The organism is Psychrobacter sp. JCM 18901, from assembly GCF_000586435.1.
In the GTDB taxonomy this organism is placed as follows: Bacteria; Pseudomonadota; Gammaproteobacteria; order Pseudomonadales; family Moraxellaceae; genus Psychrobacter.
The window spans coordinates 1-23,731 of the sequence record NZ_BAWH01000015.1 but is presented as its reverse complement, the minus strand read 5'-3'; the positions used below and the strand labels follow the sequence as shown (position 1 = coordinate 23,731).

Annotated in this window: 14 protein-coding genes, 2 tRNA genes and 7 pseudogenes; 16 read left to right on the top strand and 7 right to left on the bottom strand. The window is 42.8% G+C overall.

The annotated features are described in order from the left end of the window. Positions 1-63: 63 nt before the first annotated feature. The 5 genes and pseudogenes from mgtE (at position 64) to argB (ending at position 5,000) form a co-directional block, all read left to right on the top strand. A pseudogene (mgtE, locus tag TT11_RS17305) lies at positions 64-1,465 on the top strand (magnesium transporter). 142 nt (positions 1,466-1,607) lie between these two features. Continuing rightward, positions 1,608-2,072 (top strand): dUTP diphosphatase, encoded by a 465-nt coding sequence (dut, locus tag TT11_RS11100; protein ID WP_201555960.1) that lies wholly within the window; start codon positions 1,608-1,610, stop codon positions 2,070-2,072. Between the two features lie 136 nt (positions 2,073-2,208). Next, the gene (locus tag TT11_RS11095; RefSeq protein ID WP_261870484.1) at positions 2,209-3,561 is read left to right on the top strand and encodes a phosphomannomutase/phosphoglucomutase; all 1,353 of its coding nucleotides are present in this window, start codon (positions 2,209-2,211) and stop codon (positions 3,559-3,561) included. Then, entirely contained in the window at positions 3,500-4,012 is a 513-nt protein-coding gene (locus TT11_RS11090; protein WP_261870483.1) for a hypothetical protein, read from the top strand. Before TT11_RS11095 ends, TT11_RS11090 begins: the two co-directional genes overlap by 62 nt. A gap of 77 nt (positions 4,013-4,089) precedes the next feature. Beyond that, a pseudogene (gene argB, locus TT11_RS11085) lies at positions 4,090-5,000 on the top strand (acetylglutamate kinase). 88 nt (positions 5,001-5,088) lie between these two features. On the opposite strand, the gene TT11_RS11080 reads toward argB, so the two are convergent. Together TT11_RS11080 and TT11_RS11075 are read right to left on the bottom strand one after the other, a co-directional pair. Beyond that, on the bottom strand, positions 5,089-5,448 hold the full coding sequence (locus TT11_RS11080) for a hypothetical protein (RefSeq protein ID WP_238053291.1): 360 nt from the start codon (positions 5,446-5,448) through the stop codon (positions 5,089-5,091). 85 nt (positions 5,449-5,533) lie between these two features. Next, positions 5,534-5,910 (bottom strand): annotated as a pseudogene (locus tag TT11_RS11075) (Spx/MgsR family RNA polymerase-binding regulatory protein). Positions 5,911-6,117: 207 nt separating this feature from the next. Here TT11_RS11075 and leuS point away from each other — a divergent pair. From leuS to TT11_RS11040, 7 genes and pseudogenes are all read left to right on the top strand, one after another. Continuing rightward, a pseudogene (gene leuS, locus TT11_RS11070) lies at positions 6,118-8,810 on the top strand (leucine--tRNA ligase). A 66-nt stretch (positions 8,811-8,876) separates the two neighbouring features. Continuing rightward, positions 8,877-9,590 (top strand): hypothetical protein, encoded by a 714-nt coding sequence (locus tag TT11_RS11065; protein WP_261870482.1) that lies wholly within the window; start codon positions 8,877-8,879, stop codon positions 9,588-9,590. A gap of 162 nt (positions 9,591-9,752) precedes the next feature. Beyond that, positions 9,753-10,830: pseudogene (locus TT11_RS11060) on the top strand (DNA polymerase III subunit delta). 279 nt (positions 10,831-11,109) lie between these two features. Further along, a pseudogene (locus tag TT11_RS11055) lies at positions 11,110-12,430 on the top strand (efflux RND transporter periplasmic adaptor subunit). Between the two features lie 252 nt (positions 12,431-12,682). Beyond that, positions 12,683-14,629: pseudogene (locus tag TT11_RS11050) on the top strand (MacB family efflux pump subunit). A 195-nt stretch (positions 14,630-14,824) separates the two neighbouring features. After that, a tRNA-Lys gene (locus TT11_RS11045) sits at positions 14,825-14,900 on the top strand. Positions 14,901-15,059: 159 nt separating this feature from the next. Then, positions 15,060-15,135, top strand: a tRNA-Lys gene (locus TT11_RS11040). A gap of 103 nt (positions 15,136-15,238) precedes the next feature. Here TT11_RS11040 and TT11_RS11035 read toward each other — a convergent pair. Next, positions 15,239-16,027 (bottom strand): MBL fold metallo-hydrolase, encoded by a 789-nt coding sequence (locus TT11_RS11035; protein WP_261870481.1) that lies wholly within the window; start codon positions 16,025-16,027, stop codon positions 15,239-15,241. Positions 16,028-16,355: 328 nt separating this feature from the next. Beyond that, complete coding sequence (locus TT11_RS11030) at positions 16,356-18,443, bottom strand: catalase (RefSeq protein ID WP_261870480.1); 2,088 nt, start codon at positions 18,441-18,443, stop codon at positions 16,356-16,358. Positions 18,444-19,069: 626 nt separating this feature from the next. On the opposite strand from TT11_RS11030, the gene TT11_RS11025 reads away from it, so the two are divergent. Together TT11_RS11025 and TT11_RS11020 are read left to right on the top strand one after the other, a co-directional pair. Next, positions 19,070-19,561 carry a dienelactone hydrolase family protein gene (locus TT11_RS11025; protein WP_261870479.1) on the top strand — a complete coding sequence of 164 codons (492 nt, stop codon included), beginning with the start codon at positions 19,070-19,072 and terminating at the stop codon, positions 19,559-19,561. After that, the gene (locus tag TT11_RS11020) at positions 19,515-19,796 is read left to right on the top strand and encodes a dienelactone hydrolase family protein (RefSeq protein ID WP_261870478.1); all 282 of its coding nucleotides are present in this window, start codon (positions 19,515-19,517) and stop codon (positions 19,794-19,796) included. Before TT11_RS11025 ends, TT11_RS11020 begins: the two co-directional genes overlap by 47 nt. Before the next feature lie 129 nt (positions 19,797-19,925). On the opposite strand, the gene TT11_RS11015 is transcribed toward TT11_RS11020, so the two are convergent. The 3 genes from TT11_RS11015 to TT11_RS11005 form a co-directional block, all read right to left on the bottom strand. Beyond that, entirely contained in the window at positions 19,926-20,615 is a 690-nt protein-coding gene (locus tag TT11_RS11015; protein WP_261870477.1) for a class I SAM-dependent methyltransferase, read from the bottom strand. Between the two features lie 101 nt (positions 20,616-20,716). After that, on the bottom strand, positions 20,717-21,181 hold the full coding sequence (locus tag TT11_RS11010; protein WP_160021552.1) for a flavodoxin family protein: 465 nt from the start codon (positions 21,179-21,181) through the stop codon (positions 20,717-20,719). A 1-nt stretch (position 21,182) separates the two neighbouring features. Next, a complete protein-coding gene (locus tag TT11_RS11005) occupies positions 21,183-21,596 on the bottom strand; it encodes an OsmC family protein (RefSeq protein ID WP_165597480.1) in 414 nt (137 codons plus the stop codon). 121 nt (positions 21,597-21,717) lie between these two features. Here TT11_RS11005 and TT11_RS11000 point away from each other — a divergent pair, with 121 nt between their 5' ends. Together TT11_RS11000 and TT11_RS10995 are read left to right on the top strand one after the other, a co-directional pair. Next, a complete protein-coding gene (locus TT11_RS11000; RefSeq protein ID WP_261870476.1) occupies positions 21,718-22,116 on the top strand; it encodes a hypothetical protein in 399 nt (132 codons plus the stop codon). 940 nt (positions 22,117-23,056) lie between these two features. Then, positions 23,057-23,443 carry a hypothetical protein gene (locus TT11_RS10995; protein WP_261870475.1) on the top strand — a complete coding sequence of 129 codons (387 nt, stop codon included), beginning with the start codon at positions 23,057-23,059 and terminating at the stop codon, positions 23,441-23,443. The last annotated feature ends 288 nt before the right edge of the window (positions 23,444-23,731 follow it).

Here is a 23,731-nt window from a genome sequence, read left to right as displayed (position 1 = left end):
AATCGTCATTGTTATTGTTCTTTATATACTATAAAAAACTGACTGTAAAAACTTGGAACACTTATGCCTACCCCGACGCCCAATCAGGAACGAACTGCCATGCTGTCAGGAGACTATAATTCGGCTGAATATAGTGCCGAATACAAGCTTCTGTATCTGCAGGGGTTGGTTGCTGACAAAGCATACGAGGCCATTACAGAGTTTTTGGAAAAGCAATCCGAATACGAGATTGCCAACCTATTAGAGTCCTTCCCAACTCAAAACCGTCTGTTGATTTGGGCGCAGGTGCCAGAGCATATCAAAGGTGAGGTACTTGCCGAACTAGATGTCGATACGCGCCAGCCGTTGATGGAGAATATTTCTTCTCAAGAAATCTCCTTGTTTACCCAAGACCTTGATGCTCAAGACATCTCTGAGATTTTGGATACCGTCACTGAGAGCGTACGTACCTCAGTCATGGCAACGCTGGACGAAGAGACGCGGGTCCAAGTCAATAAGCTTGATACTTATGCTGACTGGGAAGTGGGTAGCTATATGGATCCCGATATTATCCAGATAAGGGACGATATCTACCTAGCAGATGTACAAGAGTGGCTGCGTGAAAACGATGACCTGCTCGATGACGAGAGCCAAGAGCTGCTCGTTGTCGATCAAAGCCAGCAATTGCTAGGGCTACTGAGTCTAGTAGATTTAATTAAGCATAAACAGAATACATTAGTCTCGGAGCTGATTGATACTGCCATTACAATTAATGATCGCTTGGATATTCAAGATGCAGCCGCGATTTTTCGTTCAGAAGACATCCGCTTTGCCCCCGTCATCAATAGCCATGGCGAGCTGGTTGGTCAACTAAACGGTGAAGACATCATGGAGATTATCCAAGATGATGTCGACAGCACCATGAAAAACCTCGCTGGTGTTAGCAAGATGAAGAGCTGTTTGCCCCCATCCTAACCAGTGCTAAAAGCCGTAGCGTTTGGCTAGGTATCAATTTATGTACTGCCCTTTTGGCCGCAGCAGTGATTGGACAGTTTGAAGAAGTATTGGCACAAGTCGTGGCGCTAGCGATATTGATGCCAGTGGTCGCCAGTATGGGCGGTATTGCTGGCTCGCAAACGCTGACGGTCGTTATCCGCGGTATGGCGATGGGTCAAATCGGTGGTTCTAACCGTGTCTGGCTGTTGAATAAAGAGCTGTGGTGGGTGCGATAAACGGTATCATCTGGGCGATAATTATGGCGTTTATTGCTCAGTTATGGTTTCATGATATTAAGATCAGTGCCGTCATCGGTTTTGCCATTGCAATCAACATGACTGCAGCTAATGTCTCGGGTATCAGCATACCGCTGATGCTGAAACGAATGAATATCGACCCTGCTCTATCTGCTTCGGTTATCCTAACGACCGTCACAGATATCGTCGGCTTTATGTCCTTTTTAGGATTGGCTAGCGTGCTGATACTTTAGTTGATTGCTGAATTGCTGAATAATTAAAATATAGAATTGTTATTTGTATAAAAATGTCGAATAAGACTTATTTAGACCATAGTTCAAGGCCTTAGTTTAAAATCATAATTTAAAAACCATCAAATCGTTAAGTGAGTGTGTTATGCAAGCTGTACAAGTTAAAGTGGTAAACCCTAAAATTACTGAAGATAAAGCGTTTTCTTTACCAACTCGTGCCACCGATGGCAGTGCAGGTATTGACTTGCGTGCTTGTATTGACGAGCCATTGACGATTAAAGCAGGTGAAACCCATTTAATTGGTACAGGTCTTGCCGTTTATATCCAAGATCCTAATTATGCAGGTATGATTTTACCGCGTTCAGGTCTTGGTCATAAGCACGGTATCGTCTTGGGTAACTTGGTTGGGTTAATCGATGCCGACTATCAAGGCGAGCTGATGGTTAGTATTTGGAACCGCAGTGGGGATGATTTTATTCTTAATCCAGCTGAACGTATGGCACAGTACATCGTAGTACCTGTTGCCCGTCCTGAGTTTGAAGTGGTTGCAGAATTCAGTGATGAAAGCGTACGCGGTGCGGGCGGATTTGGACATTCAGGTCGTCAATAATAGCTATTTTGACGGTCAATTCTGCTAGTAATTTTTAGATAGCCTTCAAGGTTTTGCTTAAGCTATATATAAAACCTTGCGCTATTAATTTTTATTTATCATTGAACATCTACCACGGTTATAAGGAGAGTAAGCAATGCCACCTTTTGCGGCGCAGCAATCCTTATTCCGTGCTTATGATATTCGCGGTGCCAACCAGTATTTCACTAGCAGTTTTATACAAGCGTTAGGCCATGCTTTTGCTACTCTCTACAATGCCCAAGATAGCCAACCGACTCAAAACATCAGTACTAATACTTCTGTTGAGACTAAGCAGAATGTTGTCGTTATTGGTTATGATATGCGTATTAGTAGTGAAGCCATTGCACATACACTCTCTACTGTATTAGCTCAGCAGGGTTTACGCGTAATCCAGTTAGGTCTGATTACCACGCCAATGATGGCATTTTGGGCAATGCAATATCAAGGACATGGCATAGTCGTAACAGCGAGCCATTCTGCTAAAGACATACTAGGCATCAAGTGGTTGGTGAATAACAAGTCCCCTAGTAGCTCAGAGATACAGACGCTTTATCATCAGCTAACCGATCATCATAGTTGTCACGCTTATCCCGATAGCCAAGCTAACAATTCTGCCTTGCGTTCAGAAAATATTGAAAGCATTGATAATAACCATGACTCAAAATTACCAAGCGACCTACTTGAGCAACTACCTACTGATCAAGTAGCAAACGTTTATATCGATGCTATTGCACAGGTATTTGAACAATTATTTCAACATAATCACTCGGCAACTAAAGCCAATCAGAAAAGCGCTTATAAACTTGATTTGGTCGTGGTTATTGACTGTATGCATGGCGCAACTGGGAGCATTGCTCAACGCCTGTTTGAACGTTTTTGCCAACAGGTCATTTTTCTCAATGACATACCCGATGGCAATTTCCCCCTTGGTAATCCAGACCCCACCGAACCAAACCGCTTAAACGAATTGCAACGAGCCGTTGTTTTGCATGCAGCAGATATAGGCTTGGCGTTTGATGGCGATGGCGATCGTTTGATGATCGTTGATAACAACGGCAAGATAGTTACGCCCGATCATTTGCTCTATCTATTGGCACGTATTGCTATTACTGAGCACCCTAACTCTCTTAACGACTCTTTATTAGCATCTGAAGTTCTTTTTGATATCAAGTGCGCCCATCATTTACCAAGACTATTATCTGAGCTTGGTACTACACCTGTGATTAGCAAGACTGGCAGCAGCTTTATGCGCCAGCAGGTACAGCATCCTGACAATCAGATTGTCTTCGCTGGTGAATTATCAGGGCATTTCATCTTTAATGACAGCCGCTTTATTCCCTACGATGATGCGATGTATGCTGCATTACGGTTGCTGCATTGGCTTGACCAAACTCATAATGATATTAATGATAAAAAAACCGCTAGCAGATATCATCCAAAGCTTACCCACTATAGTCAGTACTGCTGACCATTACTTGCCAATGCCGCAAACGGCTATTACCGACTGCTCACTCGTAGAGCAATTAACGAGATTTTGTCATTACTTGCAGTATCTAGTAGATATGTCTACTCATACTGATTCTTCATCTAATCAGCAATTAAAAGATACTTGCCTGCCTGCCACGACATGCAAGTCATCAGTGTGTACTTGCGCTACCGCGAAAGCGCAAATAGCATTAAAACAGACGCATGAATTATTACCTATGGGAACTAAACTGAGCTGTATCGATGGTGTGCGTTTAGATTTTGCGCATGGCTTTGGCGTACTGCGTCAATCAAATACCAGCAATAGCCTGACCGCGCGCTTTGCAGGTGACAGTGTGGATGACCTAAAAGATATTCAGGATACATTTGCCGCTTTATGCCGACCATTTAACGCAGCGCTAGCAGAACAGATTCTTGCTATTCCTGTGGAGTAGCCTCATAAAACATATAGCTGTCTCATTAGACATAATAGAAAAACAACCAATTTAAACCCGGCCCTTAGGAGTTTGTAATGACGCTTAATTTAGATGATGCCAAAAACACCGCTGAAGTATTGACCACTGCTCTACCCTATATCCAGCGTTTTGTTGATAAACTCATCGTCGTAAAATATGGCGGCAACGCCATGACCGACCCTGAGCTTGAGAGCTCGTTTGCTCGCGATATTGTGTTGCTAAAAACCGTCGGTATGCATCCAGTAGTCGTACATGGTGGTGGCCCGCAAGTTGACAACCTGCTAAAAGAGCTCGGACGTCAATCAGATCGTATCGATGGCATGCGCGTCACTGACAAAAGCACCATGGATATCGTAGAGATGGTCTTGGGCGGTAGCGTCAACAAATCGATTGTTAGCTTGATTAATAAACATGGCGGTCGCGCGATTGGTCTTACAGGTAAAGATGCCAACTTGATTCAAGCAAAAAAACTGATGATGGAAAAAATTGGCGCAGATGGTATCGCTGTACCAGTTGATTTAGGATTTGTCGGTGATGTAGTAAGCGTCAATAAAGACGTGATTAACATGCTCATTGCGTCTGATTTTATCCCTGTAATCGCGCCACTTGGCGTTGACGCTGAAGGCAATACCTATAATATCAATGCTGACCTCGTTGCAGGTAAAGTAGCAGAGTTTTTACAAGCAGAAAAGCTGATGCTATTAACCAACATTAAAGGCGTATTGGGACGTGACGGCGAAGTGGTCACTGGGCTAACACCCAAGAAAGTCGATAGCTTAATCGAAGATGGTACTATCTCAGGCGGCATGATTCCCAAAATCCAATGTGCGCTTGATGCGGTACGTAGCGGCGTCAAAAGCGCGGTAATCGTTGATGGCCGTGTCCTCATGCGACCTTACTTGAGATTTTTACCAACGAAGGGGTTGGTACGCTCATTAGTCGTGAGATAGACTCATCGTTGAGCTAGTAGAACGCAACCGTAACTGACATTAAAAAGCCTGAGCTTGGATACCAAGCTCGGGCTTTTTAATGATTCATGATTGCTTTAATAATCGTTAATAAGCACAGAACTCAACCGAGCTATGGCTACTGTTGCCATATACTTGCATGTAATGATTGCCTTTATTTTCGGTAAAATAAGAGGTTTCATTATCATAGCGATCAGCATCTAAGCGCCCTTTAGGCCCTGAAACGTATGCGACACTTATTTGGTCATCGCCCACATTACGAATCACTAAGTTTTGCTCAGGTAGCAACCATAAGCGGAACAACTTACCATCTTTGATGTTACCGGTAAAACTGCCGCAATAGCTGTCTTTGGCAAAAGTAATCTTAGTAGATGAGTCAGCGGCTTGGACGCCTGTTATCATCAAAGAGGCTGTTGCAAGCGTGGCCATTAATAACAACTTTTTCATAGTCTTATCCTTAACCATTATAAACAAGCAAACTTAATTCCATTCATGAAATCATAGTTTATAACGTGCCAAAGTGACAGCTCTTTTATGAAAAATTTGTATTAAATTCGTCTTCGTTAAAACCGCAAAGCAGTACTGGCTGACCTTGGGTTTTATCATCGCATTGACCCTCAACCATCGGACGTTTGATCATACTGGTATTTTCCACGAGTAAATCTATCGCAGCATCCACATTGGCATCTGCCGCTTGCTTTTGGCTATCCTCTAACTTACGCCATGTGGTACCACGCTTGTTGAGCACTTTATCGATGCCTAGTTCATTCACCCAGCGCTGGATACTCTCTTTGTCGATGCCTTGTTTTTATAATCATGAAACTCATAGCTGACGTTTAGCGCGTCAAGCTTAGTAAATGCTTTTTTCATGGTGCTACAAGATTTGATACCGTAGATAGTGATGGTCATAGAAACTCCTCATGAATGTTCATTGATCTGTTTATTATACCGAAGGATGATGAGATGTAGACAACCCATCCCGCTAAAGTCACTTTTAATCCATAAACCTCATGAGCAAATACATCATATCGTCGCAATTTTTACCAAATTACGCTATGCTATGGCATTGTCAAATTCCCCCTATTTTTATTAGTATCAACCAATTTCGAGCCGACTATGAGCAACGCCGTGACAGCAGACCAAACAGAAAACAACTATTATAACCCTCAAACGATAGAAGCCGCGCAGCAAACCAAATGGGCCACTGACAAGCGCTTTGAAGTAAGCAATGAGCCAAGCGACAAGCCAAGTCGTTACATGCTGTCGATGTTCCCTTATCCAAGTGGTAAGCTACATATGGGCCACGTACGTAACTATACGATTTCTGACGTATTGAGCCGTTATTATCGCCTAAAAGGCTATGAAGTCATGCAGCCGATGGGCTGGGATGGTTTTGGCTTGCCAGCAGAAAACGCAGCGATTGCTAACCAAACGCCACCTGCTGCATGGACATTTGCTAATATCGACAGCATGCGTGCGCAGCTTAAATTGCTAGGCCTGTCTATTGATTGGTCACGTGAATTTGCCACTTGTAGCCCTGAGTATTATCAGTGGGAGCAGTGGTTATTTTTGCAGTTGTACAAAAAAGGCTTGGTCTACAAAAAGCTATCGACGGTCAACTGGGATCCTGTTGACAACACTGTTTTAGCAAACGAGCAGGTCATCGATGGCAAAGGCTGGCGTAGTGGTGCTGCGGTCGAAAAACGTGACATCCCTATGTACTACTTCAACATCACTGACTATGCTGATGAGCTATTGGATGATTTGGATCAGCTAGAAGGTCACTGGCCGTCTGAAGTACTAACCATGCAGCGCAACTGGATTGGTCGTAGTGCCGGTATGGAAGTCCACTTCCCTTATGAGCTTGCTGGTGAAGAAAACACCTTAGATGTGTTCACCACTCGTCCTGATACCTTGATGGGTGTGACTTATGTTGCTGTTGCCGCAGAGCATCCACTTGCACAGTATGCCTCTGAGCAAGATGACGCAATCGCTCAATTCTGTGCATTATGTAAAAAAAGGCTCAGTAGCTGAAGCTGATTTGGCCAAAGCTGAAAAAAATCGGTATGGATACAGGCTTAACTGTGACGCATCCTCTGACTGGTGAAGAAGTGCCAGTTTGGGTTGCCAACTATGTGCTAATGAGCTACGGCTCAGGCGCAGTCATGGCAGTACCTGCTCACGATGAGCGTGATTATGAGTTTGCGGTTAAGTACGACCTACCAATCAAACAGGTCATCAATACCCCTGAAGGTTACTTTGATGAACTAAAAGCAGATGCCAAAGCAAACGATAGTGAAGTAAATCTTGCTTATACTGAGCGCAACACTTTGGTTAACTCAGGTGAGTTTGATGGTCTAGATTTTGAGCAAGCGTTTGAAGCAATGCTAGCCAAACTTGAGCCAAAAGAGCTGGCTAAGAAAAAAATTCAATATCGTCTACGTGATTGGGGTGTCTCTCGCCAGCGCTATTGGGGCTGCCCGATCCCAATGATCAACTGTGAGCATTGCGGTACGGTACCTGTTGAAGAGCAAGACTTACCAGTTGTGTTGCCAACTGACGTCGTACCTGATGGTCGCGGTAACCCACTTAAGAATATACCAGAGTTTGTCAATACCACTTGTCCTAAATGTGGCAACCCTGCTGAGCGTGAGACCGATACCTTTGATACCTTTGTAGAATCTAGCTGGTACTATGCACGTTTTTGCTAGCCCAAATGATGCACAAAACATGGTCAATAAGTCTGCTGCCAATAAATGGTTGCCAGTCGATCAATACGTGGGCGGTGTCGAGCATGCGGTGATGCATCTGTTGTATGCACGCTTCTTCCATAAGCTCATGCGAGATGAAAACTTGGTTACTGGCGATGAGCCATTTGCCAACCTAATGACGCAAGGTATGGTACTCGCTGGTACGTTCTACCGTGTCAACGCGGATGGTAGTACGACCTATTACTTTGCAGAAGATATCGATATTGACTTCAACGAACGCGGTCAACCCATTAAAGCTATCTTGAAGTCAGATGGACAGCCAGTGACGATTGGTAAAATCGAAAAAATGTCTAAATCAAAGAACAACGGTGTCGATCCACAGCTGACTATTGATAAATATGGTGCTGATACGGTTCGTCTATATACGCTATTTACTGCGCCTGCGGATCAAACGCTTGAATGGTCAGACGACGCGCTAAAAGGCCCTTATAACTTTGTGAAAAAAAGTATGGCGCATTGCTACCGACCATATGCAAGCGCTAACGGCCGCCAATATCAGCATAGATACGCTTAACAGTGCTACCTTGAACACAGACGGTCTAAGCAAAGAAGCCAAAAATTTACGCCGTAAAACGCACGAAACGATTGCTAAGATTGACAGTGATTTGGGTGATCGTTTGGCACTGAACACACCTGTATCAAGCCTGATGGAACTTGCTAACGAGCTGACTGGCTTTAACGCAAGTAATGAGCAAGAGCTACACGTCAAACACGAAGCACTGACCAATCTGTTGATTATGTTGTCTGTATATGCGCCGCACGTTGGTGAACATCTGCTTGAGCAATTGGGTCTTGACACCTTGACCCTAGACTACCCAACCGTTGATGAAAGTGCGTTGGTACAGGACATGATCACGATGGTGGTACAGGTCAATGGTAAGATGCGTGGTAAGATGGATGTGGCACCAAACAGCGATCCTGAGCAGCTAAAAGAGCAAGCTCGCACCATGGAAAGCGTGGCAAAATTCATCACGGGTGAAATCAAAAAAAGAAATCGTCGTTCCTAACAAATTGGTTAACATCGTGGTTGTAGGCTGAGGTATCTTGAGCTAAGTATTTTAGGCTTAGTGCTCTAAGCCTTCTTATCATATGAGGATAGCGTTTATGTCATACAAGCATCGAGCTGAGCAGGCGCAACCAGAATCAAGCGCATACAGCCTAGCTAATAAAAAGTCCCAGGGCCAAAAGCTCGGAGCAGTCTTACTTGCTACGCTGCCAATGTTCGCCGTGGTAGGTGCAGCCGCTGCTCTTAGCGGCTGCGGCTTCCAGCTGCGTGGCTACGACTCAGCGATGCTGCTTGACGTCGAAAAAACAGCGGTCATTATCGAAGATAATCGCACCTCATTCCCGCTGAAACTACCATTGACGCGTCGCCTAAAGACGTTAGGTGTCGATGTTATTAGTAATATGAGCTCAGAAGAAGTTGCTCGTAATAACCAACAAGCAGGGGCTGAGACTATTGCCGCTATCGATATCCGTAATGTACGTTTTAAACGTTACGAATTGGTTGGGGTATTAACAGAGATTCGCTTGGTACTATCAGCAGATGTCAGCTATCAAACGATGGAAAATGGTAAGCCTGTAACCCTGAGCAATCCCATTCAAGTCGAGCGAAGCTATCAGTACAACGAAGCATCTGTTAGTACTGACGATCAGCAAGGCGATCAGACTCGCGATTGGCTCTATGATACTTTAGCTCGCCGTATCACGGATCAATATGTGGCGATTTCGCTACCAAAAGTTGCACCTGCTGCCAAGCAGTCTGTGCAGATGAATAAAGGTGTGACACCAACCGTTGTCGTCGTACCACAACCGTAATAGTTAGTCGTTCTGATTATCAAACGATACCATTTCTAGAAATATGAGTAGCAAACTAAGCGAGCGTAAGTACTACTTTAAGTAAGCTGAGCTAGCTTACTACTGTTAAGCATATTTTTGGAATTGGTATTACATGCTCATCAACCTGTGTAACACCACGCTATGCAAGATACTTTCATAAAAGCCTACCCAAAACTACTGCAGCCTTCCGTTGGAGTAGCAGGGCTATGGCTGGCGCACGGTGACGAGCCACTGCTGAGTCAATGGTTGATAGATGCGCTGCGTCCACACTGGCGCGCACAGAACTATGCAATCAAACGTATAGAGCTAATTTCTGTCAAAAGCTGGCAAGAAGTACTGTCTGAGCTTGGCAGCCAGTCTCTATTCGATGATGCCAGCGCTCTAATCGTGACGGGCAATCATAAACCTGACAAAGCAGTTATCACCGAGCTGGAACGTTTTGCGATCGAGGCACAAGCGGGCACACACGGTCATAGTGTATTGTGGCTTACACCTAAGCAAGACAAACGCAGCCAGAGCAGCAAATGGTTTGCTCCTTTTGCGCAATATGGCAATGTCATTGATTGCAATTTATACAATGAGCAGCAGCGCCAACAGCTACTACAAATACAAGCTCAGAAGTTTGGCTTACGACTGTCTCAAGAGGCTTGGCAGCTACTCATGTCACACACTGAGCACCATCTACTCAGTGCTTATCAAACGCTATGGCGCCTGTCTTATCTGTTTGCACCGCAATTAGCCGCTAGTGATAATAATGAAGATAACTACCAATCCAATAACTTTACGCAGCCAGTAAATAACGTGGCACTGGATATTGCAGACCTACAAGCAGCGTTGGTCAGCGATGCGCAGTTTAGTGTGTTTGATTTGTCTGATGCGATGCTCTCGGGCAATAGTACGCAGGTCGCCAAAATTATGTTCCAGCTAAAGTCGACCGATGAGCACTACTTTAGTGCTTTGGGCTATCAGCAAAGACATGCGTCAAATCATTCAACTTATGGACGGTCAAGACCCTCAAGCATTGGGCATTTGGCGTAGTAAACAAGGGTTGTACCAACAAGCCTGCCGCCGTCAGTCAAAAACGCACACGGCCGAATGGCCTGCCCTGCTTTACCGCTGTGACCAAGCTATCAAAGGACTTATTCGTCAGCCAGCATGGGAGCTATTATTACAAGCGGCATTGGAGCTTGCAGGTAAGCGTTTATTTGCGATGCGCTAAGACAGACCCGCTTGTCACCACCTTTTATTGTTTTTCTTATTAACAAGTTATCCATCTCTTCTCTTACTGATTTATACATTTAAACGCTGTAAATTCAGATTCTACTACCCTATTTTGTTCTCCTATAATCTCCGTTTTATTGATTTTTAGTAAGCATTTCTTTTCTGTACCTGTCTCTGTTCTTCTACCTTAACCTTTCGTAAACTAATTTCCATTCCCTTTTGTAGATGAAGTCTCTACTATATCTACACTTGATTTAATTGTGATTGGATTGTTGTCATGCGCAAAATAAGCAAAAAGTCTGCTATCAAATGGGGTGTCATCACCTTAATTATCGTAGCATTAGGGGCTTTGGCCTATACTTTTTTTAAAACCAGAAGAAGCCACACCTAATTATTTAACCGCAACCGTTGAAGTCGGTGATATTGAAAACAATGTCATGGCATCTGGTAAAGTAAAAGCGTTAAATACCGTCGATGTAGGGGCACAGGTATCTGGTGAAGTAAAACGCCTGTACGTTGAAGTCGGTGACGAAGTCAAGCAAGGCGATTTGATTGCGCAGATTGATCAAGTGACTCAGAAGAACAGCCTGAGCAATGAACAAGCCAGTCTTGAGCAAAGCGAAGCCGCGCTACAAAGTGCGCAAGCAGAATCGTTGAGCAAACAAGCCAGTCTAAAAAGTGCCTATGCTGATCTTGCCAGCCGTCAGTCTGAGCTCAAACAAGCACAGTCTGACTTTGCGCGTTTGCAAGACTTAGTCGCTATCGATGCTATCTCACAACAAGAATATGACACGCAAGCGACCAGTGTCGAGACTGCAAAAGCAGCCGTTGCCAATGCACGTGCGGCTATCGACACAGCTAAAGCCGCGATTGCCACAACAGAAGCCAATATCAACAGTCAGCAAGCAGCATTACGCAAATCACGAACCAACGTCAGTACTGCTGAAGAAGATCTAAGCTATACCACGATTCGTGCACCAATATCAGGTACAGTCGTTTCTATTACGACTGAGCAAGGTACTACGGTCAATGCTAACCAAACGGCGCCCACATTGGTGACGCTAGCGGATTTATCGACCGTGCGTATCAACGCGCAAATCTCCGAAGCTGACGTTATCAATGTCAGTGCTGGTATGCCTGCTTATTTCAATATTATCGGTAATCCAGACAAACAGTATGATGCGACATTAACCGCTATCGAACCTGCCCCAGAGCAGATCAGTAGCACCAGCTCGACAGACGCTGCTATCTATTACGTCGGCTACGTAGAAGTACCAAACCCTGACCGCTTGTTTCGAATCGATATGACGGCACAGATATATATCATCGTCAACGAAGCCAAAAATACTCTATTAGTACCATCAACAGTGATACAAGAAAAGCGAACTAAAGAAAAAGGCAAATCAACAACGGGCAAGTTTGTACGTGTATTAAGAGATGACGGAACCGTAGAAGAGCGTACTGTAGAAGTCGGTATTGATAACCGAGTAAATGCGCAAATCTTAAGTGGTTTGAAAGAAGGGGAAGAAGTAATCATCAGTGAAGAGAGCGGTAAGAAATCAGATAGCGGCCGCGTACCTGGTGGACCTCAAATGTAACTTGTGCTTTGACTATGTTGAGTAAGAAAGGCTTGCTAAAAACATAGCAGCCCTTTCATAACAACACTATAACGCTTATTAGCCTTTATTAAAGACACTGCTATGACTATATCTCAATCTCCTAAACCGTCGAGTGAAGATAGCTCTGAAAGTAGCACGGCTCAAAACTTAGGGTCACACACTTCTGCTAATCGCTCAAGCAACTCAGCAAAAACCAATACCGCTACCCACTCTGCATCAGGCAAGCCCATTATGGAACTATCTGGCATTATCAGAGAGTTCCCTGCTGGTGAGCAAACCATTCGCGTCTTGCATGATATCAATCTGACGATTCACCAAGGTGAGATGGTCGCTATCATTGGACAGTCAGGCTCTGGTAAGTCCACCTTGATGAATATCTTAGGTTGTCTAGATCAAGCCACTGCTGGTGATTATAAGATTTATGGTCAATCCGCCCGTAAGCTTGATGCCGATCAGCTAGCAGAACTGCGCCGTGAGCACTTTGGTTTTATTTTTCAGCGCTATCATTTGCTTGGTGATATCAGTGCCAAAGACAACGTCGCCGTCCCTGCCGTGTATGCGGGCATGGATACCGAGGCACGCACCAATCGTGCTGAGAAGCTACTAACTGACCTCGGCCTTGGCAATAAGGTCAACAATCGTCCCAATCAGCTCTCAGGTGGACAGCAGCAGCGTGTTTCTGTCGCTCGTGCACTGATGAATGGTGGCGATGTTATCTTAGCAGATGAGCAACTGGTGCCCTAGACAGTAAGTCTGGCGAAGATGTCATGGCGATTTTGCATGACCTCAGCGCACAAGGTCATACCATTATCATGGTCACTCATGATCCAAAACTAGCAGCACAAGCGGAGCGTGTGATTGAGCTCAAAGATGGCCATGTCATCGCTGACTATCAAACTGAGCATTATAAGCACACAGACAAAAAACCAGAATCTATCCTTGGCGAGCATCGAAAAAGTGCCTTTGGTAGTTTTATTGATCGACTGCTTGAAGCTTTCAAAATGTCTTTGCTTGCCATGCGCGCGCATAAGATGCGTACTCTACTAACTATGCTCGGCATTATCATCGGTATCGCTGCGGTCGTATCTATCGTAGGTCTTGGACAAGGCTCTCAGCAGCAAATCCTCGCCAATATCAGCTCGTTAGGTACCAATACCATTACCGTCAATGATGGCTACCCTAGAGGCGATCCTAGACGCCGCTATAATGATGACAATTTGACACCAGAAGATGCAGAGGCGGTCGGCAATCAGCCTATATTATCAGTGTCAGCCCTCAGGTAAATGCCAGCTCTAGTGTCCGCTATCGTAATATACAAGAGGATGCTACCGTCAATGGCGTTGGTGAAGACTATCTAAACGTCACTGGTGAGACATTAACATTGGGCCAAGGGTTTGATGCAAAAAGCATTACATTACGTAGTCAAGATATCATCATCGATGACAACGCTAAACAGACCTTTTTCTCAGATATTGATAATCCTGTTGGTGAGGTGATACTGGTTGGTAGTGTACCTGGACGCGTAATTGGCGTCCTCGAAGAGAGCGATGGTGGCTTTGGTCCCAGTGTGACGACGCTACCATCTATATGCCTTATACAACGGTGATGTCGCGCGTCACTGGTAGTACCAATATCGACCGCTTTGTGGCGTTGTTAGATGACAGTATCTCTTCTAGTGCCGCAGAGACGGCCATCTCTGATTTAATAGAGAGTCGCCATGGTAAAGATGACTTTGAGCTGCGTAATTCAGACTCTATTCGTCAAACAATCGAGTCGACGACAGGCACGATGACCCTACTTATTTCATCAGTCGCGGTCATTTCATTGATCGTCGGCGGTATTGGGGTGATGAACATCATGCTAGTCTCTGTCACCGAGCGTACCAATGAGATTGGCGTACGTATGGCAGTGGGCGCGCGTCAGAGCGATATTATGCAGCAGTTCCTCATTGAGGCCGTTCTGGTCTGTATCTTAGGGGGACTGATTGGTATCGGACTGGCATTTGCCATTGGCGAGCTGATTAATAGTGTGGGCGGTGATAATTTTAAAGTTATCTATTCATCAACCTCTATTATTGCCGCTTTTGTTTGTTCGACGTTAATTGGCGTAGTATTTGGATTCTTGCCAGCACGTAATGCCGCCAAATTAGATCCTGTTGAAGCACTTTCTCGAGACTAATAATCGATTATTAGTCTCGCTTTAGCCAAAAATAGAGTAGTCAATATCGATACAATGACGAAAATTTAAATAAACTGGAATAAATTGGCAATTTTATAAGAGAATTACACTTTTTTTATCATGTGGGGTTGTAATTGTCATAATAATATATATAATGTGCTCTCACGTTTAGGGATACAAACACTTTAAACGTTAGGGCTGTTAGCTCAGTTGGTAGAGCAGTTGACTTTTAATCAATTGGTCCCGCGTTCGAGTCGCGGACAGCCCACCATATTTAGTTTAATCTTTATTAATCGTTCTACCCTATCCGGTAGTAGACTAATAAAGATAAATTTAAAAGACATCGTTAAGATGTTTAGTTTTAGAAAGTTCTTTAGTTAGAATTTTCTCTTGCAGAGTTAAAAAGCATTGCTTTTTTATATACTCTTCAGGGCTGTTAGCTCAGTTGGTAGAGCAGTTGACTTTTAATCAATTGGTCCCGCGTTCGAGTCGCGGACAGCCCACCATATTTAGAAAGCCCAGTTACTATTTTAGTAACTGGGCTTTTTTTCGTCTGGACTTTTTAAACGTTGTTTTTTTAGCTATTAGTTTCTTAGCTTTTATATACCTCTATTTATTATGCTTACGTTTAAACAGTCGAAAGTTATCTCTCTTGCGCCATAGTAGTTTATGTCTGATCGTATCTTTGATAGTACGTGGGTGCTTGGGTGCATGAGCGATAAACTCATCAAACTCTGCCTTACTCATCGCCAGCTCTCGACCATGTGCCATCATCACCATTGACGGTTGTAATGCTCTGATTTTTTTTAACGATTGAACATAGTCTTTAGGGTAGTAAACAGGAAATGGTGCTACGAACTTATGGCGCAACTTAATGATTAAATCAGCAGTGTACACTTCACGACTCGGTAGATGAAACAAAGACAAATCACGATCCGTGTGACCTGGAGTCTCTAGTACTTGCCACTCATCAAAGTGTGGCACAAGCTCACCATCTGTGACGGTGATATCTGGTTTCAGACTTGCCGAGTAATATAGGTTTTTAAGTGGGCGTCCTTGACGTCTGGCCACATAATATCCTAGATGTATATCTACGAAGTGCATCGTGCGCCCACCAATACCGCTATACCACTGCTTTTTCTTATCAGCTGAGACAATCAGACAGCCTGTCTTTTCTCGAAACTTATTCGCACCGCCTGCATGATCCGGATGCATATGCGTGACCACTACTACTTTTAGGTCAGTAATGGGTCGTTTTAACGTTGTCTTAATATAGTCAAGTACCATCGGCACATCAGCACGGCAGCAGCCATCTAACAGCATTATTTTATCTGGATATACTGCCAGATAACTACTCTGGATATATCCTTCTAAGCGTACAATTTCACATAGACTCATTGGTGTTCCCTACCTCATTCGTCATTATTATTGTGAGGCTTTTGTTCAGTTTTATAGCCAATCTTTAGTATAGCGCCCGTTACCACAAATAAAATGACTTTGAGTGAACGCTTGTGACTATATACAGAAGCCATGCGGCATAAAGAGACGATGCGGCTAACAATTAACTATGGACAACTTACTGCTCATAACAGCATGTATGGTTCTATCCATGATAATTCTCACCTTATTAATAAAAAGCAAAAACCCAGCGCTTAGGCTGGGTTTAAGGAAACACTTAATATCTTATTTGTTATCTTAGATAATTTGTAAATTACCTACTCATCGACTATGCAAGATCACGAACCTTTGGCTCACGTTCCCATAGACGAGACTTAGCATTACTGATAAAGGCATCTAACTCAGCCAATGGCGTCACAAACTCGTCTTTTTCAACTGGTAGTTTACTTAGGATAAATTCATCAGTCGCACCACAATAGGCGATGGCTTTGCAATGATTGTACGCATCATTGAACCAATCTAACGCAGAGCTGTCTTTTGCGAGCTTTTTAGCTTGATCAGGCATGATGATACTAACGACGGCATCAAACATCACTGATGGACCACCAGCAAGGCGCTCATCAGCTTGTATGCGTGTACCATCATCCAATACGACTTCTTTATTAGGCGCTACGATTTTGACACTAGCACCCTGCGCTTTAGCAGCATCTTCGAACTTTTTAACTTCACTACTATTAGAACCTTCTGCAACTAAGATACCAATCATACGACCTTTTAGGCTATCAGGCGTTAGGCCAATAGTTTGTACCGCTTTAGAGATTCCTAAGTCTTGAACAGGTGCAGCCGCGTCAGCTGGCTCTGGTAGCTCCATACCCAAGGCCGTTGCTACGCGATTGGCCAAGTCTTCATCGATATGGATCAAATGGCTAAGCATACGCGTACGTACATGGGCTGTGTCTACTTTACCTAGCTCAAACGCATAAGCGGTTGCGATATGTGCTTGCTCAGTTGCTGTCTGACTACGGTAGAACATACGTGGCTGACTATAGTGATCTGCAAAGCTCTCGTCACGTACGCGACCTTTTACGCCATCATCTAGTTGCTCATGGAATGAGTTGAAACCACGTTTAGCGCTTTCACGAGGACGAGTTGGATCTAGGCTTTGTGGCTCATAGAGTACACGTGTCTTAGGTACCTGCATTTGCATATGACCATCTTGCTGATTATTAGCAAACGGGCATTTCGGTGCATTGATAGGAATCTGGGCAAAGTTTGGCGAGCCTAGACGTGATAGCTGCGTGTCCAAGTAACTGAATAGACGACCTTGCAATAGTGGATCATTACTAAAATCAACACCCGGTGGCAGGTGCGATGGGCAGAATGCTACCTGCTCAGTCTCTGCAAAGAAATTATCAGGATAGCGGTTCAGTACCATCTTACCCACGACTTTCACTGGTACTAATTCTTCTGGAATCAGCTTGGTCGCATCTAGATGGTCAAATGGGAATTCATTGGCTTCTTCTTCAGTAAATAACTGTACGCCAAACTCCCACTCAGGATAGTCACCATTGTTGATTGACTCAAATAAGTCACGACGATGATAATCAGGATCAGCACCTGAGATTTTCACTGCCTCATCCCATGTAGTTGACTGTACGCCCAATACTGGCTTCCAATGGAAACGTACAAAGGTGCTCTTACCGTCTTTATTGATTAAGCGATAGCTATGAATACCGAAGCCTTCCATCATGCGTAGGCTACGTGGCAGACCGCGATCACTCATCAGCCAAATTAGATTGTGCATGGTTTCAGGGCTTAACGAGACAAAATCCCAAAACGTATCATGAGCAGAAGCTGCTTGCGGGAAACCACGATCTGGTTCTGGCTTTACCGCATGAATCAAATCTGGAAACTTCATCGCGTCTTGGATAAAGAAGATTGGCATGTTATTACCAACGATATCCCAGTTACCTTCTTCTGTATACATTTTCACAGCAAAACCGCGCACGTCACGTGGCGTATCTTTTGAACCTTTGTTACCCGCTACCGTTGAGAAACGCGTAAATAGTGGCGTTTGCTTACCCGTTTCGGTCAATACTTTGGCAGTCGTATATTCTTCTAATGACTCTGTCAGCTCAAAATAACCATGTGCTGCGCTACCACGAGCATGGACGATACGCTCAGGGATACGCTCATGGTCAAAATGATTGATTTTTTCACGTAATACAAAATCCTCTAACAGCGTTGGCCCACGTGAGCCTGCTTTTAGAGAGTTTTGGTTATCAGCGATGGCCACACCTTGTTGCGTAGTTAATACTTTGGTGTCGTCACCTACGCGCTGATGGGTTTCACCACCATTGCCACGTTCCGTATTCATGTCTTTGGCGGGATCAGTATGATCGATATTATTATTCATAAAAAGTCCTAGCTAATAGATTGAGAGTGCTCTTTTAAATCATTAAAAGAGTGCCTACACAGGTTTGATATCCTTTGAGATAGTGGTAACTTCATCTGTCATTTGTTTATCTGTGTTTATAGCATTGTCGAGCGTTAAATTGATACCGCACTAAAATTCATAAAGGAATAATAGGCTTAGGAGTCATACTACCCAAAAAAATAAGTCAAATATAGTTGCGTATATAGTAAACCTTGTTGATGTTTGGTTAAGGTCTATAGACGCTTTAAACCAGCTGCTTTAGATGGCCTTAAATGAGCATAAACATTAACAATAGAATCTTGTAATGTAGTTATTCTTTAAGGTATGCTTTTTATGCAGTACAAGAGACTATTGATAAATAAATTGGCAGGGTTTTAGCCTTATATTTATCTTTTTTTATGTCGTTGGATTCAAATAATTTCGATACAACAAAACCGAGCGCAAGCTATACCTTAGTATGGTTAGCGAAGATGACGATGTAGCGGATTTATAGGGGTTTGATGATGCGACTATTTTTTATATAACTATAAGGCTACCTACCATGTTACCAACTCTAAGCTCCCCGATTAAAAAAACCTTATCACTCATTGCTAGTAGGCGCGTCAATGAGTCTAATGGCATTAACGTTCAGTCAAACGGCTGCTGCTATCACAACCAAAAACGTGACCTACACGGTCGATGACCAAGCATATGAAGGCTATTACTCCAAAGCGGACAAAGCTAACGCACCTTTTATCTTATTGATTCATGATTGGGATGGTCTAACTGACTATGAGCGCAAACGTGCTGACATGTTAGCGGCTGAAGGCTACAACGTATTGGCAGCCGATATGTTTGGACAAGGCATTCGCCCTACTTCTATCGAAGAAAACAAACGCCTAACTGGGGAGCTATATGATGACCGTAATAAAATGCGTCGTATCTTGGCAGGGGCATTAACAGCAGGACAACTACAAGGCAATGATGTGCGTAAAGGCACGACTATGGGTTATTGTTTTGGCGGTACGGTCGCGTTAGAGCTAGCACGCTCAGGTTTTGAACAAAAAGCCTTTGTACCTTCACGGTGCCTTCGATATTCCAACTGGTCAAAGTTATGACAAAACTACGGGAGAAATCCTAGTATTCCACGGCTCTGCTGACCAATCTGTCTCGCTAGAGAGCTTTGCGACTTTAGGCAAGACATTAGAAGCGGCTAAGATACCTCACGAGATGGTCACTTATAGCGGCGCACCACATGCCTTTAGCGTGTTCGGTAGTGATAGATATGATGCACGTGCAGATGAGCGCTCTTGGAAGCGTTACTTGGATTTTTTAGCAGAAGAATATAAATAACCTAACAGCACAAATTAAATAAGTAATAATATAAGCAAACCCAAACAAAAAGACACCTCAACAAGATCTGATAACGATCCATTAAGGTGTCTTTTTATTTATTTAGTTTTTGCTGACGCTTTAAAAAAATTAGCGCTTCTGAAATACCAATAGCTGATTATTGGCAGGCATCGCATACGTTTTTCTGAGTTGTAGATAATGAGCATTTGCTAGATTAACGACATCTTCTTTATCGCGAATGCCGCTGTCAGGATTACCTGCTCTCAACATCCTATCAAATCGTTGATTGCCCTCACTGGTATATTTACCATGCTCATTAAAAGGGCCATATACAATCAGCTTACCGTCAACAGGTAGCGCCTCACCAGCCAATGCAAATAATCGCTCTACCAAAGCCCGACTAATGATATGCAAAGTATTAGCCGTAAATATCACATCATAAGGTTTGGCTATATCACTGCTATTTAAATGATTACTATCTAAATGACCACCAACAGGTACAGAGTCATGCGCTAAATCAAACGCTAATGGTGAATATAGATTGGGTGCAGGATACGCATTGTGCCAAGCGATTATAGGACGGTGATTACTAATGACATCACTGGTTTGCCAAGATATCTCAGGCAGATTAGGAGCAAAGTAAACACTATGCTGACCTGTCCCAGAGCCAATCTCTAGCACATGACTAAAGCCTTGTAGCTCTGTTTGAAGTACTTTTAGAATAGGCTGCTTATTATTTTCACACGCTTGAGAAAACGGCAATGCAGAAATATCTACTTTACTATTTGAATTATCACTATCCAGATTATTGTCATGCATCACTATCCTCCCAGACCGTTTGTTATGCTCTCAGTATTGATAGCAGTAGATGAACAAGCACTGTCTATGACCGACCTAATGCCCGCCAAACAACTAGACTACTAGTAAATACCTGCCTCTACCCCAGCAGCAAGCGTCATAGCAAGCTCTTCTACTTGCTCAGCAAAACTGTCTTGCCAATCGCCTTGTAGTATCAGCGCCTCTTGAATCCATGACCAACGTAGCCCCGTTGTAATCGTTTTGAGCGCAAGTTTAGTACCTGTACCATCATGCCCTGCGCGTATATATACCGCAAATGGCATGCCCTGCTTCTCTTCTAGCACGGGATAATAGCAACGATCAAAAAAATCTTTGGTCAGCCCTGCCATATACGCTAGATTTTCAGTCGTACCTAGCAGTAACGCATCAGCAGCCAACACATCCTCAGGCTGCGTATCCTGCGGTGATTTCAAAATGACGTTGATATCTATATCAGGATTATTCGCACCGTCATAGGCTGCCTGCACCAATTTCTGAGTATTAGGCGATGGCGCATGAGCGACAATGAGTAGAGTCTTAGTAGACATATCAGGCGTCTGTGCCGTTGTTAAATACTAAGTTTTGAGTAATGGCAGGATCCAAGCTATTACCTACTGGGCAGGTCAATGCGGTTTTATAAAATCGTTTTAAGGTGCTCTCATCCAATGCCTTAGAGAAATTGACCACGACATGTATTTCACTCACACGCCTTGGTTTGGCAGCCATGACTTTGGTAACTTCTGCAGTCGTACCTGAGATATCGATATCCATCGCTTCGGCTTTGATACCAATGATCGTTAAGATGCAACTGCCCAAGCTGGTCGCTAGCAAATCCGTCGGGGAAAACGCTTCACCCTTACCATGATTGTCCGTCGGTGCATCAGTAATGATTTGATTATTCGACTGTAGGTGAATAGCTTGGGTACGTAAATTGCCTTGGTAGGTTACTTTTGAGGTAGTCATAATCTTGCCTTAGTTTATTAAACTAGCTGCCTGAGAAATAAAGATGCTGTGATAGTTATTTGATAGATGCTAAGATAGCGAGCATTTGTGCAAAAATTAGTTCTGTAAAGGAAATTGTAATATGTATGTGTATGAGCTCTCAGAATACCAAGTTTATCAATTAAAATCGATAGACCCAGCATTAGGTGGTAACTGGAAAACCATTCTTATCAGTATTTTGCCGCAGCTCGATATACCCAGTCGTAAAAGTGTGTACGAAAAAATATTATCAAAAAGGAACATTAGCCCAAATTTTACTTATATCATTCCAGATGATTTGAGAAGTTTGTTATCTAAAACAGCAATTCGTCATCGAGAGCTAAAAGCAATTGCTATACAGATGTTGAAATTTATTGAGTCCAAGCCGGATTCATATGATGCTATTGAACTTGCTGATAAAGTAGAGGCGATGATCGATTATCTTAACCGTATTGATATAGGTGATCATATTTTAGACCAAAAAAAAGTCGTGAAAGTATAAAAAAAGCATTTTTATACGATTTAGCATTTTGGATCGATAATGTAAATCTTATAGTACAACCTGGTATAAGGCACTTAAATACTGATATCGTAAAAACATACTTTAAAGAAGTATTTATTAAGCAAAAGATTCAGGGGCGAGACTTTCACGCATGGGACTCTACTGACATAGACTTTCAGGAACAAGACAACTTACCCGATATTATAAAAAGAGAGGCAAAGCGTAAAAAGTTCTTTGTAATTGAAAGTGAGCGTTACTGGTTTTTAATAGGTATTGCCGATAAATCAAGACAAAATCCTTATTCTATTAAACGTTTTTTTTGCATGAAGATGGCGGTAGTAATGATCTATTTGTATATCTGACACACGTTGTCATTAGAAAAGAGCTTATAGATGAAGAAAGTTATATACGACATGTTAAATACTGTACAAGTCGACTATATACTTTGGATGCTGGTGTATCGGACACAATTATCAAATTTATAGCAGAAGCACAACATCTCTGTAAGACACAAATTATACCTCTACTCAAAAAAAGAATTGAAAAAAAGACGGCGAAGAGACAGAGTATCATATCAGTAAGCGTATGAATGACTATGAGCACCAAATCACAATTTCGATTTTGAATAAATTACCTAATATAATTAATAATGCAGTCACTGATAGTGATGATCGATACTATTTATTTTATTATTTGACTAAAATTTTTAATAAACTTATAGATAATCTCCAAAACTTTCAATTAAGACCTATCGCTACATACTCTTCTAATGTAGAAATTATGATTGCCAGGCTAATTAGCTTCAAATACTTTCTAGATACGATTTATGATTCATTAGAGGATAAAAAAATTTGAGATTAAAAATTTCACTAATGCTTCTAAAGAAATAATTGCAATTGTTAAGGAAGCTTTCGATAGTACTGAACAGAACCTGATAAAGTTGAATCAATTAGAAGAAAAATTAAAATTTTATCTTGAAACTAAGGAAAATGGTAGTATTTGGCAAAAAATAAAGGTCGGTTTCCCACCAAATTATACTTTAGAAGATGTGGAACATTCAAAAAATGAAGCGAAAAATGAGTTTTTTCTGTCCATAATAAATTTAGCTAAAAAACATAATGATAATATTGTTTACGTAGAATTTGACTGCAATGAAATCTTAAATGAATACTATCGTCACTATGCCATTGCTAATGAAAAAATGGCAATAGCACGACTACCAAAAGTACTACGATTACCTGAAGATAAGAAAACATTTAATATTCAAAAGACTAATGAAGCAATTCATCACAACGTATTTATATTCGACAAGAAACATGTATCGTGATCTGTTGTTTTATATATTTTCTAGACAAATTTTTCGTATAAGAGTCTTATTTGACTATCATAGGGAAAGTTCATGAACTCAATTACTAGTAGCTTTTCAGCACCAATCTACAGACGAAGAAAAGCCCTCATCGCGTGAGCGTTGGGGGCTTTATCTAGAATAGAGAGCTGACAAACGAGAAAAGCGCCATTAAGGCAAAGCAAGAGCTATCTACAGGCATAGCCTTCCGTCTTGCGCTACGGACGACTTTCTCCCAGACAGTCGTTACTCCTTGCTCACCCTTAAATA